Below are 14,808 nucleotides of genomic sequence, written 5' to 3'. Positions count from 1 at the left end.
TCAGCACTCCTCCTTCCAGGGCGCCCAGTCCCCCAGGTAGGTGGCGCGGGTCGCCGAACGGGCCTGTTCGGCGGTGAGTTGGGGGCGGTTGCCGGGAACCGTGATCCTGGCTCCCGGACCGGTGTTGCGGTACTCGGCGAAGCGCTGGCTCTGCCAGGGGAAGGCGTCCGACATGTTGGTGTAGGGCGCGACCGGGTCGACACCGGGGCCGAGGTGGGTGTCCCGGACGGTGAGCGACGGGTGGGCGGTGGTGTCGGAGCTGGGCACCCAGGGGCGGGCCAGTTTGTAGAAGGCGTCGGGGGCTTCGCCGGAGACACGGCTCCGGGTCACCAGGTAGCCGCGCGGGTTGGCGCCGGCCGTCGAGGGCGCGAAGACGAAGCCGTAGGGGGCGCCCGCCAGGTCGGTGCGGTCGAGGGTGTGGAAGTGGCAGTTGTCGTACACCGCCGTCGCCCGGCCGAAGACGAAGTCGACGTCTCCTTCGACGTAGCAGTGCGCGTAGTACTGGCGGGCGAACGTGCCGAGGGCCATGGAGTCGGCGTACAGGGTGTCCTGGTGGCCGAGGAAGCGGCAGTGGTGGAAGGCGCCGCGGTCGCCCTGCACCTTGACGGCGACGGCCTGGGTGCCGGTGATGTCGGGGTGGTCGGCGCGCAGCCAGTCGTTGGCGAAGGTGATCCAGCGGGCGGTGAAGCCGTCGGCCTGCACGGTGGTGGTGGCCGACCCGGTGGTGCCGTAGGTGCCGCCGCCGGGCTTGGGGGTGCCGGCCGCGTTGTCGTACACGATGACCGTGTCACGCGGGTCCTCGGAGGCGCCGATCCAGGTCGCCTCGGCGCGGGTGACGTCGAGGGCGATCGTGTCCCGGTAGATGCCGGGGGCGATGACCAGGGTCCGGCCGCTGCCGGTCGCGGCGGCCACGCCGTCCCGGACGGAGGTGACGTCACCGCGTCCGTGCGGGTCGACGTACAGGGTCTGCGGGGTGAGGCGGGCGGCCGGTGAGCCGTACCGGCCGAACGGGCGCCTTCCGGTGGCGGCGCGGGCGGGCCTGGCGGCGAGGCCGAGGGCGGCGGCCGTGCCGGCGCCCGCGAGCAGGAATCCCCTTCTGGACAGGGGGAGCCGGGGGTGGGGCGAGGGCATGCGGGTGCTCCTTCGCGGTGCGGCTGTGCGGGTCGGGGGCCGGGGCGGGGCGATGCGGTGCGGGCCGCCCCGGCCGTCGTACGGGGATCAGCCCAGGCGTCCGGCGCCCGCTCCGCAGTCGACGATCCGGGGAACGGACTTCACGGGGTCGACCTTGGTGCGCAGGGTGGGCGTCCAGCCCGCGCCGGACTGGAGGACCTCGCCGGGGATCTGCGCGTTGTGGACGGCGATGAGGTCGGTCGCGGTGCCGTTGACGTAGTTGTCGTCGGCGGTGACCGGCGACACGTTCCACCGCTTCAGCACCTTGGCCGCGCTGACCCCGGCCGGCAGTGTGAACGCGTTGTGCTGGGCGACCAGTTGGGACTCCTTGCCGATGCCGAAGCTGTAGGAGTAGGAGTCGTCGGCGACGAAGTGGTTGTTGTAGGAGTCGACCTGTCCGAAGCGCACGCGCGGGGCACGCTCCACCAGACCGGAGAACAGGTTGTGGTGGAAGGTGACCTTGAGGTGGCCCCGGTCGCCCGCGGCCGTCGACTCGCTGTCGCTGTTGCCGATCAGGATCGTCTTGTCGTGCTCGGTGAAGGCGTTCCAGGAGGCGGTGACGTAGTCGGCGCCGCGGACGATGTCCAGTTCCCCGTCGTGCTGCTGGTAGAGCATGCCGAAGTAGGTCGGCGCCGCGCTGTCGGGGTGACCGCCGTCGGTGAAGGTGTTGTGGTCGAGCCAGACGTGCGTGGAGCCGTAGACGACGGCGGTGTCGTACTCGGAGTTCCAGTTGCCCTTGTCGCCGTCGGTGGGGTCCCACTGCGGGAAGCAGTCCACGGGGCTCTCGAACGTCAGGTTGCGGACGATGACGTTGTCGACGGCCTTGATCTGCAGGCTGGCGCCCTTGAAGCCGGCGTTCTTCCCGATGCCGATGATGGTGGTGTTGGCGGGGACGACGGCCTTGATGGTCTGGTCCTGGTTCGCGGCGGACACGCGGCGCAGGCCCTCGGGGCTGTCGTCGGGCTCGGCGCTCAGGTCGGTGTCCAGGCCCCAGCTCTCCGGGGCGTACGTCGCGAGGTAGTCGTCGAAGTCGTAGCCGGGCGCGGCGAGGGAGTCGCAGCCTTCGGAGACCGCGTCGATCGTGCCCTTCACCTTGATGATCTTCGGCGCGCTGCCGTCGGCGGCGAGGGCGGCCTTGAACCCGGCCCAGGTGGTGACGGTGTGCACGTGCGCGGCGTCGGCGGCCGCGCCTCCGGTGGTGCCGGTGCCGTACGCGGCCCAGCCGTCGTTCGCGGCGAGGGTCTGCCGGGCGGGGTCGCCGGGTTTGGCCTGGGCGGCGGTGCCGGTCACGGACAGGACGAGCGCGGCGCAGCCGATCGACGCGGCCACACGGACTGCTGTGGCATGCCCATGCCATTTCTGTGTGTTCATGGTGCGGCTCTCTCTTTCCGGTTCGTCAGTGGTGGGTCACGCGGTGGCCGGCGGCCAGGTGATCCAGGACTCGGGGATCTCCTCGTCGAGCCGGCGCACCTCGCGCGGCGCGAGCACCCGCGTGCGCAGCAGCTCCCGCACGACGAGCCGGGCCACGGCGATCGCGCCCGGCGGGTTGAAGTGCGTGTTGTCCTGCTCGGTCGCCGTCCAGTTGAAGTACTTCTTCGTCTCCTCGACGCCGAGCTTCTGCCACAGCGCGAGCGACAGGGCCTGGATGTCGAGCAGCGCCACGCGCTCCTGCCCGGCGAGCGCGCGCATCGCCGCCGGGTAGTCGCCGTGGCTCGGCGCGGCGTTGCCGTCCGCGTCGAACCGCCGCCGCTCGACGGGGGTGGCGAGCACCGGTCGGGCGCCCCGGGCCCGTGCGCCGTCGACGTACTGCCGCAGGTAGTCCTGGTACGTCGTCCAGGGCTCGGTGTAGCGGACCGGGTCGGTGGTCTTCTCGTCGTTGTGCGCGAACTGGATGAGCAGGAGGTCACCCGGGCGGATCGCGTCGAGGACGACGTCGAGCCGGCCCTCGTCGACGAAGCTCTTCGAACTGCGCCCGTTCACCGCGTGGTTGGCGACGGGCCGGTCCCGGTGCAGGAAGAACGGCAGCGCCATCCCCCATCCGGTCTCCGGCGCGGCGTCGGCGTACTTCTGGGCGGCGGTGGAATCACCGGCGATGTAGAGGGTGCGGCGGCGCCCGGAGGCCTGCGCGGTACCGACGGCGCCGAGGGCGAGGGGGAGGGCGGCGAGAGCCGCGCCGGTGACCTGTCTACGGGTAAGGGACACGGGAAGTGCACCTCTCAACAGGGAGATGGGTTCTTCGGAGGCGGGGCTGTGGGCGTGTTCGGCCGCGCCGCGTGGGCGCGCCGGGCCACGGCCGGTCCGGGGATCGAGCACGACCTCACCACCCCGGACCGACCGCGTACGGCACCGACCGGCGGAGTTAGCCGCGCTGCTTCCACTCGGCCTGCGCCGCGTTCAGCTGGTCGGCCACCGTGTCCAGGAAGTCCTTCGCGCTCATCTTGCCGAGCAGGACCTTCTGGAAGTTCGGCTCGTTGTCGGCCTTGGAGATGGTGTTCCAGTCCGGCAGGTAGTACGGCAGCTGCACGATGGTCGTGGAACCGTCGGTCAGCGCGGCGGCGGCCAGCTTGGTCGGCTCCGCCTTGGAGATCCAGGCGTCCTTGGCCGCGTCGTTGTTCGACGGGACCTGCCCGGCCGACTCGTTGAACTTGGAGCTCTCCGCGTGCGAGGTGGCGAACTCGATGAACTTCCAGGCGGCTCCCTTGTTCTTGGAGTTCTTGAACAGCCCGAGCCCGTCCACGGGGTTGGACACCTGCACCCGCTTGCCGGTGGCGCCGACCGGCTGCGGGATGCCCCGGAACCTGTCGGCGCCGAGCGCCTTCACGTGGTCCTGGTAGGAACCCAGGTTGTGGTTCAGCATGCCGATGGTGCCGGAGTCCCACTGGGCGACCATCTTGGTGAAGTCGTTGTTGAGGTCGGCGGACGGGGTGTCCTTCTTGTAGAGAGCGGCGTACTTCTCCAGCGCCGCCACGTTCTTCGGGTCGTTGACGGTGGTCTTGTCACCGCTCGCGTCCCAGAACGACGTGATGCCGGACTGCCCGTACATCGCGTCCAGCGCCTGGGCGATCGAGCCGGCGCCACCGCGGATGGTGTAGCCGAACTTGTTCTTGTCCGCGTCGGTGAGCTTGTCCGCGGCCTCGTAGAACTTGTCCCAGGTCGTCGGCTCGTCCAGGCCCGCCTGCTCGAACAGGTCGGTCCGGTAGTAGAGGACGCCGTTGTTGGCGGAGGTCGGGATCGAGTACAGCGTGCCGTCACCGCCGCCGGCCGCCTTCAGCGACTTGACCATGTCCTCGTTGAGCTTGCCGTCGAGGGACGACTTGGCGAGCCGGTCGTCCAGCGGGTCCAGCACCTTCTGGGCGGCGAAGCCCGCGAGCATGGCCGCGCCGACACCGCCGACGTCCGGCAGACCGCCGCCCTGGATCGCGGTGTCGACCTTGGACTGGTACTCGGTGGAGGCGATGCCGACGTACTTGACCTCGATGTCCGGGTTGGCCTTCTCGAAGTCGGCGATGACCTCCTTCCAGATGTCGGTGCGGACACCGCCGTTGTTGTCCCAGAAGAGGACCTGTCCCTTGCCGCTGCCCTCGGCGCCCTTGTCGCCGCCCGTGCCGCTGCCGTCGTCGCCGCAGGCGGTGGCGGTCAGCGCGAGCGCAGCGCCCAGGGCGACGGCGATGGCGGCGCGCCTGCTTCTGCGGATGCTGGTCTTCATGTGATCGGCTCTCTTCTTCTGGATCCAACGGAGATGTGACGTGGTGCGGGGTTCGCGCGGCTTCGGCAAGCGCTTGCTACGGAGGTGCGTCATTGCGGCTCCCAACAGGCGTGCGAGTCGTGTGGCTTACAGGGGGGTGATCCGGAAGTGCGTGAACGTGGCGGCGCCGGCGTGGCCGGGGCCGACGGGCGCGAGGGCGAACAGGCCGAGCAGGGCTCCCACCCAGTGCCAGGGGGTGGCGGCGAAGACCGGTCCCGAGGGGCGAGGGCCGGTGCCGACGTCGTGGAAGAAGCGGCAGCGGGCTCCGGCGCCGATCTCGATCCGCAGCCGCGCGCGTCCCTCGGGCGCGAGGCACGGGTGACCGGCGTCCCGCTCCCGGTCGGCGACCGGTTCGGCGAAGCGGTGCACCAGGTGGACGGTGCCGTCGGCGCCCCGCTGGAGTCCGATCCAGCCGAACGCGTCACCGAGCACCGCGAGTCCGGCGCGGGCGCCCGGCTCCTCGCTGTGCAGCCGCAGGTCCACCTCGACGGCCGCGGGGATGCCGGGCAGCCGCTGGGTGAGCAGGTTCGGCAGGGTGCGCAGGTCGTGCGCGCCGGCCGAGCGGACGCAGGCCAGCCGCAGCCCGTCGCCGGAGTGCTGGGTGGCCCAGCCGGCCTGGGGGTTGGCCGTCCACTGCCACTGGCGGCCGTACCGCCCGCCGGGGAAGTCGTCGTCGGTGGCGGGCGCGGCGGCCTGCTGCGGCGGCAGGGCGGGCCGCCGGTGCACGGCCACGGGGGCGCCGTCGTCCCCGAGCACCGGCCAGCCGTCCGCGCCGTCCCAGCGCATCGGCTGGAGGTGCACGACCCTGCCGTACGCGCCCCGCTGCTGGAAGTGCACGAACCAGTCCTCACCGGACGGGGTGCGCACCCAGCCGCCCTGGTGGGGTCCGTTGACGTCGGTGTCCCCCTGCTCCAGGACGACCTTCTCCTCGTACGGCCCGAAGAAGCCGCGCGAACGGAAGGCGCCCTGCCAGCCGGTCTCCACTCCCCCGGCGGGAGCCAGGATCCAGAACCAGCCGTCGTGCCGGTAGAGCTTGGGCCCTTCGAGGGTGAACCAGCCGGGGATGCGGTCACCCTCGACGATCACCTTGCCCTCGTCCATGAGCGAGGTGCCGTCCGGGTGCATACGGTGGCCGGTCAGCCGGTTCTTGACGCCCGCACGGGATGTGGCCCAGGCGTGCACCAGATAGGCCTCGCCGGTCTCCTCGTCCCACAGGGGACAGGGGTCGATCAGGCCCTTGCCCTCCTTGACCAGGTGCGGGCGGGTCCAGGGGCCCCTGATCTCGGGGGCGTTGATCTGGAAGATGCCCTGGTCGGGGTCGCCCCAGAAGATCCAGAAACGGTCGTCGTGGTGCCGCAACGACGGCGCCCAGACCCCGCAGTCGTGGCGCGGCAAGCTGAACTCGGCCGCCGGTTCCAGGCGTTCGAGCGCATGGCCGATCAGCGTCCAGTTGACCAGGTCGCGGGAGTGCAGCAGGGGCAGCCCGGGGACGCGGCCGAAGCTGGAGGCGGTCAGGTAGAAGTCGTCGCCGACGCGGACGACGTCCGGGTCGGACCAGTCGGCGTTCAGGACGGGGTTGCGGTAGGTCTCCTCGGCCGGCTCGGCGGTCACTGGTTCACCGCCTTGCGGACCAGGGCCGCGGCGGCGTCCCGGTCGAGACGGCCGTCGGCGACAACGGTGACGATCCGGCGGACGACGGTGTCACCGGGGGCGATCGGCAGCCGCTCCCGGTGGGCCAGCGACGAGCCCACGCCCGGGTATTCGGCGGTGCGCACGAACCACGGGTCCCGCCGGGTCTGCTCCGTGGCCCCGGCGAAGACCAGCGTCCAGCCGGTGCCCGCGAGGGCGAGCCAGTCGGCGCGGGTGCCGTGCAGCTCCTCCTCGCCCTCGCGGTCGGCGGTGAACACGTCCGGGGTGTCGTCCTCCTTGCGGGCGCGCCAGAAGAAGCCGCCGTAGGCGGCGCCGGGGCGTCCGTTGGTGGCGGGGCTGCCGATGGACAGCGGGTCCGGCGTGACGTTGGTCAGGGAGAAGGTGAAGTCCAGCGCCCAGGCGGCGTCGGTCAGTTCGGTGGCCGCGACCGTACGCCGCTCACGCAGCAGCTCGCCGCCCGCGGCCACCCAGCGCAGTTCCTCGACGAAGCCGTCGGGGTCGCGCAGCTGGAAGGCCGTGTGGCGCTGGGCGCCGTGGTTGTCCAGCTCGGTCGGGCCCTGGTCGCGGACGTAGGTGCGCCCGCCCCAGAAGTTGTGCCCCTCGACGTCGGGAACGGCGACACCGACGCCGAGGTGGTGGGTGTGGTCCGCCGGGCTGAGCTCGGTGACCGCCGTACCGGACAGGGTGGTGACCGGGTGCAGGTACGGGCGCGGGGAGAGCCGGGCCGGCAGTTCGGGCCGGGTGACGTAACGGCAGACGGGGCGGCCCGCGATGCGCAGGACCGGCGAGTCGGTGGTCGTCATCAGGTGCTCACCTCTTTGGGAAGTGATTCCGCGCTCGCCGCCCAGGGGGCGCCGAGCTCCGAGTACAGGGCCAGGGTGTCGGCGGCGGCCGCGACGAGCCCGTCGATGCCGGGCACCACCCGGCGGTTCTCGTCGGCCAGCAGGTGCCAGGCGTCGCGTGGCAGCGGGGCCGGGTCGGGGGAGAGCCGGATGGCCTCGACGACCTTCATGAACGCGCCGGTCGAGTCCGGGGCGACCAGCAGCCCGGTCCCGTCGGTGAGGTGCTCGACGAGGTTCTCCAGCAGGTCGGTGCGGCCGTACTCGGACTCCTCGGGGCCGTGGTCGGCCCGCTGGAGCAGCACGCGGTCCTGCTTGTACCAGAAGGTGATCCGGCCGCTGGTGCCGTGGACGACGACGTACGGCTCGTCGGGGTCCTCGGCGCACAGGGTCGCGGCGACCGTGATCGGCCGGCCCCCGGCGGTGGTGACGCGGACGCACGAGGTGTCGTCGGACTCGATGTCGTTGGCGCGCAGCAGCTCGGTCTCGATCCGGGTGACGTCCTCCGCGTGCGGGGAGTCGCCGAGGGCCAAAGCGGTGGCGACGGCGTGCGCGAGCGGGTTGGTCAGCACCCCGTCGATCACGTCGGCCCCGTTCATCCTGCGCCGGCCCGCCCACGGCGCACGCCGGTAGTACTCCTCCGCACGCGCCCACGCTCCGGCGCCGCCGATCCCGACCACCTCGCCGATCGCGCCCTCCGCGATCAGCTTCCGGATCGCGGGCACGGCGTGCGAGCCCAGCGACTGGAAGCCGATCTGGCAGGCGACACCGGCCTCGGCGACCCCGTCGGCCATCCGGCGGAACTCGGCGTACGAGGGCGCGGGCGGCTTCTCCAGCAGCAGGTGGACGCCCCGGCCCGCGGCCGTCAGGGCCAGGTCGGTGTGCGTGGGGATCGGGGTGCAGATCACCGCGATCCGGGCACCGGTGGAGTCCAGGAGACCACCGAAGTCGGCGGACTGCTCAGGCGTGCCGAGGCCGTCGGGGAGCTCGGCCGGGGTGAGCGGGGTGAGCTCGCAGATCCCGGCGAGTTCGACGATCCCCTTGTCCTGGAGCCGGCGGATGTTGTCGAGGTGCCAGCGGCCGTGGCCGCGCGCGCCCGCGAGCACGACGGGCAGTGCGTTGTTCGTCATGGGATCCTCCCCGCGCCCGCGCCGCGCGCCGCCTTCCGGTCGGCCGCATCGGCGCCGTCGATCTTTCCGAGCAGGGTAGGCACGCTCCCGAGCGGGCGGGTGCGGGGATCGCGGGCGGCTCTGGTCATCCCTTCACCGCCCCCGCGCTGAAGCCGGTGATCAGCCACTTCTGGATGAAGGCGAACACCAGCACCACGGGCACGGCCGCGATGATGCCGCCCGCGGCCAGGGCGCCCAGGTCGACGCTGTCCGCGCTCATCAGCGTGTTGAGGCCGACCGGGATGGTCTGCTTGCCCTGGTCGCTGAGGAACATCAGGGCGAACAGGAAGTGGTTCCAGGCGTGCACGAAGGCGAAGGAGCCGACCGCGATCAGGCCGGGCCGCAGCAGCGGCAGGACGACGATGCGGAAGCCGGTGAGGCGGTTGCAGCCGTCGACCCAGGCGGCCTCCTCCAGCGTGTACGGCACGTTCTTGATGAAGCCGCTGATCAGGATGATCGACAGCGGCAGCTGGAAGACCGTCTCGGCGATCACCACGCTGGCCAGCGAGTTGATCATCTGGAGGTTGGCGAAGATCTCGAAGAGCGGCACCAGGAGGAGCGCGCCCGGCACGAACTGGGTGCACAGCAGGGCCAGCATGAAGGCCCGCTTGACCTTGAAGTCGAACCGGGCGAGCGCGTAGCCGCCGGCCAGGGCGACGACCGTGGTCAGGAACAGGGTGGCGACGCCCACCAGCACGCTGTTCTGGAAGTAGGTGCCGAAGGCCCGTTCCGTCCACACCTTCTCGAAGTGGTCGAAGGTGACCGGCCAGGGCACCAGTGAGGTCGAGCCGGCCGGGCGCAGCGCGAAGAGCAGGATCCAGTAGAACGGGATCAGCGTGAAGACGAGGTAGATGCCCAGCGGCAGGTAGATCTGCCAGCGGGGGGCCTCGTCCCAGGCCCGGCGGCCACGGCGCGGGCGCTGGTCGGGGGCGGCGGGCACCCGCTCGGGGGCGGGCGCGACCTTGGTGGCCTCCGTGGTGATCACTTCTCGCCTCCGAACTTGCTCAGCCGCAGATAGACCATCGAGCAGAAGAGCAGGATCACGAACGCGACCGTGGTCAGGGCGGACGCGTAGCCGAAGTTGTGGGCGTCGACGCTGGTGTTGGCGATGTAGAGCGGGAGCGTGGTCGTCTCGCCGGCCGGTCCGCCGCCGGTGAGCGTGTAGAGCAGGTCGACGTTGTTGAACTCCCAGACCGCCCGCAGCAGTGTGGACAGGACGATGGCGTCCTTCAGGTGCGGCAGCGTGATGTGCCAGAACTGCTTGAGCCGGCTCGCCCCGTCGACCTCGGCGGCCTCGTACAGGTCCTTCGACACGGACTGGAGGTCGGCGAGGATGAGGATCGCGAAGAAGGGGACACCGCGCCACAGGTCGGCGACGATCGCGGCCGGGAACACGGTCGAGGTGTCCGACAGCCAGCTGGTGCCGTACTGGCCGATGCCCATGTCCGCGAGGTAACGGGTCACGCCTGTCTGGGAGTTGTACAGCAGTACCCAGATGGCGGAGGTCAGCACGCCGGAGACGGCCCACGGGGAGAAGACCAGCGCGCGGCCGAGCGAACGGCCCACGAAGGTCTGGTTGACGATGAGGGCCAGCGCCAGGCCGAACAGCAGTTGCAGTCCCACCTCGACGATCACCCATTTGGCGCTGAAGGTCAGCGTGCCCCAGAACTGCGGGTCGTCGGTGAAGGCGTGGACGAAGTTGTCGAGGCCCGCGTAGCCGTTGCGCCACGGTTTGGTGGGGTTGTAGTTCTGCAGGCTGTAGTAGAAGACGCTGATGACCGGGTAGGCGATGAAGCCCAGCATGAGCAGGGCCGCCGGGGCGATCAGCAGGTACGGGAGCCTGCGCGGCGTGGCGGAGGCACGGCGTCGCCGGGGTGGCGCGGGCGGTTTCGCCACGGCTGCGGCTTGGGCCATGACAGTTCTCCGTTCTGGTACGTCGTGCGGGGAAGCGCTTTCTCTTGTCGCGCGGTTGGTTCTTGGCCGTTCTGGCGGTGCGGGTGGTCCTGGCGGTGCTGGTGGTCCTGATGGGCCTCGACGGGCCCGTGGTTCAGCCCGCGTACGGGTCCTGCACCGTGCCCGGGCGGGCCAGGAACTCGAAGTCGCAGCCGGTGTTCGCCTGGGTGATCTGTTCGTTGTAGAGCGCGCCGTAGCCGCGCTCGTACCGGACGGGCGGCGGTGTCCACTCCGCCCTCCGGCGCTCCAGCTCCGCGTCGTCCACGTGGAGATGGAGGGTTCGCGCCTCGACGTCGAGGGTGATCGAGTCCCCGCTCCGGACCAGGGCGAGCGGTCCTCCGACGTACGACTCGGGCGCCACGTGCAGCACGCAGGTGCCGTAACTCGTGCCGCTCATCCGGGCGTCGGAGATCCGCACCATGTCCCGCACCCCCTGCTTGAGCAGGTGGTCGGGGATCGGCAGCATGCCGTACTCGGGCATGCCCGGGCCGCCCTTGGGGCCGGCGTTGCGCAGCACCAGCACGCTGTCCGCGGTGATGCCCAGGTCCGGGTCGTTGATGGTGCGCTGCATCGTCCGGTAGTCGTCGAAGACGACCGCGGGGCCGGTGTGCTTGAGCAGGTGCGGTTCGGCCGCGATGTGCTTGATGACCGCGCCGTCCGGACACAGGTTGCCGCGCAGGACGGCGACCCCGCCCTCGCCGGCCACCGGGTTGTCCCGGTGCCGGATGACGTCGTCGTTGTGCACCTGGGCGCCGGCGAGCTGCTCGCGCAGGGTGTCGTACGAGACCGTCGGCCGGTCCAGGTGGAGCAGGTCCGTGATGCGGGACAGGAAGCCGGGCAGGCCGCCCGCGAAGTGGAAGTCCTCCATGAGGTGCGTCCGGCCGCCGGGGCGCACGTTGGCCAGCACCGGGACCGTGCGGGCGACGCGGTCGAAGTCGTCCAGGGTGAGCCGGACGCCGGCCCGTCCGGCCATGGCGATGAGGTGGATGACGGCGTTGGTGGAGCCGCCGAGGCCGAGGACGGTCGTCACCGCGTCCTCGAAGGCGTCGCGGGTGAGGATGTCGTTCAACGTCCGGCCTTGATGGACGAGTTCGACGATGCGCAGGCCCGACGCGGCGGCCATCCGGTCGTGCCCGGAGTCGACGGCCGGGATGCTCGACGCCCCGGGGACCGTCACCCCCAGCGCCTCGGCCGCGGCCGTCAGCGTGGACGCCGTTCCCATCGTCATGCAGTGCCCGGGCGAGCGCGCGAGGCCGCTCTCCAGCTCGGTCATCTCGCAGTCGCCGATGAGACCGGCCCGCTTGTCGTCCCAGTACTTCCACATGTCGGTGCCCGAGCCGAGGGTCTCGCCCCGCCAGTGACCCGGCAGCATGGGCCCGGCGGGCACGAAGACGGTCGGCAGGTCGACACTGGCCGCGCCCATCAGGAGCGCCGGGGTCGACTTGTCGCAGCCGCCCATCAGGACGGCCCCGTCGACCGGATAGGACCGCAGCAGTTCCTCGGTCTCCATCGCGAGCATGTTGCGGTAGAGCATGGGGGTCGGCTTCTGGAAGGTCTCGCTGAGTGTGGAGACCGGGAACTCCAGCGGGAAACCCCCGGCCTGCCAGACGCCCCGCTTCACGGCCTGGGCGCGGTCGCGCAGATGGACGTGGCAGGGGTTGATGTCGGACCAGGTGTTGAGGATCGCGATGACGGGCTTGCCGAGGTGCTCCTCGGGCAGGTAGCCGAGCTGGCGGGTGCGGGCCCGGTGGCTGAAGGACCGCAGTCCCTCGGTGCCGTACCACTGGTGGCTCCTGAGCTCCTCCGGGCGCTTGGTGCCGGCGGGCCGGTTCATATGGACCACCCGGAGGCGATGGCGGCGACCTCGGCGCGCTCGTCCTCGGGCAGCTGCCTGCTCGGCGGGCGGACGTCGCGGCGGCACAGCCCCAGGGAGGCGAGGGCCTCCTTGACGACGGTGACGTTGTTCGCGGAGCCGTTGGCGGCGCGCAGTTCCTCGAAGCGGCGGATCTGCTCCCAGACCTTCATGGCGCCCGGGTAGTCACCGGCCCGCAGCGCCTCGATCATGTTCAGGGAGACGGCCGGGGCGACGTTCACCAGCCCCGAGGTGAATCCGGTGGCGCCGGCGGAGAAGTACGAGGGGGCGTACGGCTCGGCGAGGCCGGCCACCCACACGAAGCGGTCCAGGCCCGCGTCCCGGGCGAAGGCGGCGAACCGGGACGCGTCCGGGACGGCGTACTTCACGCCGATGACGTTGGGGCAGGTGTCGGCGAGTTCGGCGAGGCGGGCGCCGGTGAGCTGGGCGTTGCGGATGTACGGGACGACGCCCAGCTCGGGCACGGCCTCGGCGATGGCCCGGTGGTAGTCGACCCAGCCGCGCTGGGAGACGTAAGGGTGGACCGGCTGGTGGACCATGACCATGGCGGCGCCGTGGTCACGGGCGTGCCGTGCGGAGGCGACGGCGGTGGGCACGTCGTGACCGACCCCGACGAGGATCACGGCCCGCCCGCCGGTCTCCTCGATCGTCAGCTCGGTGACGAGCTGCCGCTCCTGGGGGGTGAGGGCGTAGAACTCGCCGGTGTTGCCGTTGGGGGTCAGGGTCCTGACCCCGCCGTCGAGCAGACGACGCAGCAGGGCCCGGTGGGCGACCTGGTCGACGGAGCCGTCCTCGGCGAACGGGGTCACCGGGATCGCCACCACGTCGGCCAGCGCCGTCCGCTGGGTCTCGAAGGTCACGCTGCTCATTCCTGCCCTTCCTCTTCGCCGGCCCCGGGGAAGGCCCGCTGCACGAACGACGCGATGTGCGCGTGAAGGGCGTTCGCCGCGCCGTCCGCGTCGCCGGCCAGGGCGAGCCGCAGGATCTCGCGGTGCTCGCCGGCCTCCCGCTCCCAGGAGGGTGAGGCGGCCCAGGCGACGGCGGACACGAGGGCCGCCTGGTCACGGACCTCGTCGAGCATCCGGCCGAGCAGCGGGTTGCCGCACGGCAGGTACAGGGCGCGGTGGAACTCCCGGTTGGCGAGGGAACGTTCGGCGGTGTCGGTGGCGTCGTCGGCCCGGGTCAGCGCGGAGCGCGCCGCGTCGAGGGAGGCTCCGCGCCGGACGGCGCGCTTCAGCGCCTGGGGCTCCAGGAGCAGCCGCACGTCGTAGACCTCGCGCGCCATGTCCGCGTCCACCATGCGCACCGTGACGCCCTTGTACTGGTTCATCACGACGAGCCCGGTGCCGGCCAGGGTCTTGAGCGCCTCCCGCACCGGGGTCTTGGACACCCCGAACTGCGCGGCGAGCTCGGTCTCGACCAGGGCCTGACCAGGGGTCAGCTGTCCGGTGAGGATGCGGTGTTTGATCCCTTCCAGCACGAACTGCGTGCGGGAGGGGATCGGCGTGGGCACAGAGGTCATGCGCGCCTCTCGGATCTCGCGTATCGGATCTCACGTATCGCGTCTCATATATGACGTACGAAGTACGACGGCTTGAAGGTAGGAGGGGGCCCGTGTTTCGTCAATGCTTCCGACAAAGGAAGTTGAGGTTGCCGACCAGTGGGACGCCTCGATCCGGGCGATTCGCGGTCATCCCGGATGGGTGGGCCGCCGCGACACGAAAGAGGCGGGGAGCGTACGTGTGCCGTACGCTCCCCGCCTTCCCGTCACCCCTACGGCGTCCAGCCGGGATTGCGTCCGCTCAGTCCGAGCGCCCGGTCCAGCAGCGGGGCGTCGGCCCGGACGGGCACCACGGGCCCGAAGATGCCACCACCGCGGGTCGGGTCCTCGGCCGCCGCGTGGAGGAAGCCGTACGCCGCCCGCAGTGCGGCCGGGTCGGGGTCGTAGGCCTGGCCGGTGGCCCGGGCCAGGTCCCAGCCGTGGACCACCAGCTCGTCGGCGACGACGGCAGCGGCGACCGCGCCGGGCAGGTCCACTCCGCCGGCCCGGGTCATGCCGGTCCAGGCGGCCGGGTCGCGCCACGCGTCGGCGAGTTCGTCGAGCGCCTTGGACAGTTCCTCGCGCCAGCCGGAGGCGATGTCCGGCACGCTGGCCCCCGGCGGCGTACCGGTGGTGACACCCAGGTCCTTGCGGGCGGCGTCGCGGAAGGCGACGGACAGGCCCGCCAGGTGTCCCAGCAGGTTGCGTACCGCGTAGTCCGGGCACGGCGTCCGGTCCGCGAGCCGCTCCTCGTCCACGCCGTCCGCGAGCCGGGCCACGATCCGCGCCTGCGGTCCGAGGTCGAAGGTGTTGTCGGTCATCCGCTGCTCCTCACCTTTTCGTTTCCGTGGGGTGGACCGGCCGGAGCC

At 71.4% G+C, this 14,808-nt stretch carries 13 protein-coding genes; all 13 read right to left on the bottom strand.

What is annotated here, in order from left to right:
- The 13 genes from OG985_RS34835 to OG985_RS34775 all read right to left on the bottom strand — a co-directional run bounded on the left by OG985_RS34835 (position 1) and on the right by OG985_RS34775 (position 14,760).
- On the bottom strand, positions 1-1,131 hold the full coding sequence (locus OG985_RS34835) for a pectinesterase family protein (protein ID WP_371672338.1): 1,131 nt from the start codon (positions 1,129-1,131) through the stop codon (positions 1-3).
- Between the two features lie 87 nt (positions 1,132-1,218).
- On the bottom strand, positions 1,219-2,541 hold the full coding sequence (locus OG985_RS34830) for a polysaccharide lyase family 1 protein (RefSeq protein ID WP_371672337.1): 1,323 nt from the start codon (positions 2,539-2,541) through the stop codon (positions 1,219-1,221).
- Positions 2,542-2,577: 36 nt separating this feature from the next.
- On the bottom strand, positions 2,578-3,372 hold the full coding sequence (locus OG985_RS34825) for a rhamnogalacturonan acetylesterase (RefSeq protein ID WP_371672336.1): 795 nt from the start codon (positions 3,370-3,372) through the stop codon (positions 2,578-2,580).
- Positions 3,373-3,529: 157 nt separating this feature from the next.
- On the bottom strand, positions 3,530-4,876 hold the full coding sequence (locus tag OG985_RS34820) for a sugar ABC transporter substrate-binding protein (RefSeq protein WP_371672335.1): 1,347 nt from the start codon (positions 4,874-4,876) through the stop codon (positions 3,530-3,532).
- 126 nt (positions 4,877-5,002) lie between these two features.
- Complete coding sequence (locus OG985_RS34815) at positions 5,003-6,526, bottom strand: family 43 glycosylhydrolase (RefSeq protein ID WP_371672334.1); 1,524 nt, start codon at positions 6,524-6,526, stop codon at positions 5,003-5,005.
- Entirely contained in the window at positions 6,523-7,368 is an 846-nt protein-coding gene (locus OG985_RS34810; protein WP_371672333.1) for a PmoA family protein, read from the bottom strand. Before OG985_RS34810 ends, OG985_RS34815 begins: the two co-directional genes overlap by 4 nt.
- On the bottom strand, positions 7,368-8,534 hold the full coding sequence (locus OG985_RS34805; RefSeq protein ID WP_371672332.1) for a Gfo/Idh/MocA family protein: 1,167 nt from the start codon (positions 8,532-8,534) through the stop codon (positions 7,368-7,370). Before OG985_RS34805 ends, OG985_RS34810 begins: the two co-directional genes overlap by 1 nt.
- A 124-nt stretch (positions 8,535-8,658) precedes the next feature.
- Positions 8,659-9,558 (bottom strand): carbohydrate ABC transporter permease, encoded by a 900-nt coding sequence (locus tag OG985_RS34800; RefSeq protein ID WP_371672331.1) that lies wholly within the window; start codon positions 9,556-9,558, stop codon positions 8,659-8,661.
- On the bottom strand, positions 9,555-10,487 hold the full coding sequence (locus tag OG985_RS34795) for a carbohydrate ABC transporter permease (RefSeq protein ID WP_371672330.1): 933 nt from the start codon (positions 10,485-10,487) through the stop codon (positions 9,555-9,557). The genes OG985_RS34800 and OG985_RS34795 overlap by 4 nt, the downstream gene beginning before the upstream one ends.
- 133 nt (positions 10,488-10,620) lie before the next feature.
- The gene (gene araD / locus OG985_RS34790) at positions 10,621-12,360 is read right to left on the bottom strand and encodes an L-arabinonate dehydratase (RefSeq protein WP_371672329.1); all 1,740 of its coding nucleotides are present in this window, start codon (positions 12,358-12,360) and stop codon (positions 10,621-10,623) included.
- Positions 12,357-13,268, bottom strand: a complete 912-nt coding sequence (locus OG985_RS34785; protein WP_371672328.1) for a dihydrodipicolinate synthase family protein — start codon at positions 13,266-13,268, stop codon at positions 12,357-12,359. The genes araD and OG985_RS34785 overlap by 4 nt, the downstream gene beginning before the upstream one ends.
- Entirely contained in the window at positions 13,265-13,921 is a 657-nt protein-coding gene (locus tag OG985_RS34780; RefSeq protein ID WP_371672327.1) for a GntR family transcriptional regulator, read from the bottom strand. Before OG985_RS34780 ends, OG985_RS34785 begins: the two co-directional genes overlap by 4 nt.
- A gap of 251 nt (positions 13,922-14,172) precedes the next feature.
- Entirely contained in the window at positions 14,173-14,760 is a 588-nt protein-coding gene (locus OG985_RS34775) for a TIGR03086 family metal-binding protein (protein WP_371672326.1), read from the bottom strand.
- Positions 14,761-14,808: the final 48 nt, after the last annotated feature.

The sequence above is a fragment of the Streptomyces sp. NBC_00289 genome (genome assembly GCF_041435115.1).
Classification (GTDB): Bacteria; Actinomycetota; Actinomycetes; order Streptomycetales; family Streptomycetaceae; genus Streptomyces.
This window is presented reverse-complemented; position numbering and strand designations above follow the sequence as displayed.

What these genes read in the sequence shown, in the direction of transcription:
- OG985_RS34835 (WP_371672338.1), bottom strand. Translation starts at nt 1,131, where the DNA reads ATGCCCTCGCCCCACCCCCGGCTCCCCCTGTCCAGAAGGGGATTCCTG.
- OG985_RS34830 (WP_371672337.1), bottom strand. Translation starts at nt 2,541, where the DNA reads ATGAACACACAGAAATGGCATGGGCATGCCACAGCAGTCCGTGTGGCC.
- OG985_RS34820 (WP_371672335.1), bottom strand. Translation starts at nt 4,876, where the DNA reads ATGAAGACCAGCATCCGCAGAAGCAGGCGCGCCGCCATCGCCGTCGCC.
- OG985_RS34810 (WP_371672333.1), bottom strand. Translation starts at nt 7,368, where the DNA reads ATGACGACCACCGACTCGCCGGTCCTGCGCATCGCGGGCCGCCCCGTC.
- OG985_RS34805 (WP_371672332.1), bottom strand. Translation starts at nt 8,534, where the DNA reads ATGACGAACAACGCACTGCCCGTCGTGCTCGCGGGCGCGCGCGGCCAC.
- OG985_RS34795 (WP_371672330.1), bottom strand. Translation starts at nt 10,487, where the DNA reads ATGGCCCAAGCCGCAGCCGTGGCGAAACCGCCCGCGCCACCCCGGCGA.
- araD (WP_371672329.1), bottom strand. Translation starts at nt 12,360, where the DNA reads ATGAACCGGCCCGCCGGCACCAAGCGCCCGGAGGAGCTCAGGAGCCAC.
- OG985_RS34785 (WP_371672328.1), bottom strand. Translation starts at nt 13,268, where the DNA reads ATGAGCAGCGTGACCTTCGAGACCCAGCGGACGGCGCTGGCCGACGTG.
- OG985_RS34780 (WP_371672327.1), bottom strand. Translation starts at nt 13,921, where the DNA reads ATGACCTCTGTGCCCACGCCGATCCCCTCCCGCACGCAGTTCGTGCTG.
- OG985_RS34775 (WP_371672326.1), bottom strand. Translation starts at nt 14,760, where the DNA reads ATGACCGACAACACCTTCGACCTCGGACCGCAGGCGCGGATCGTGGCC.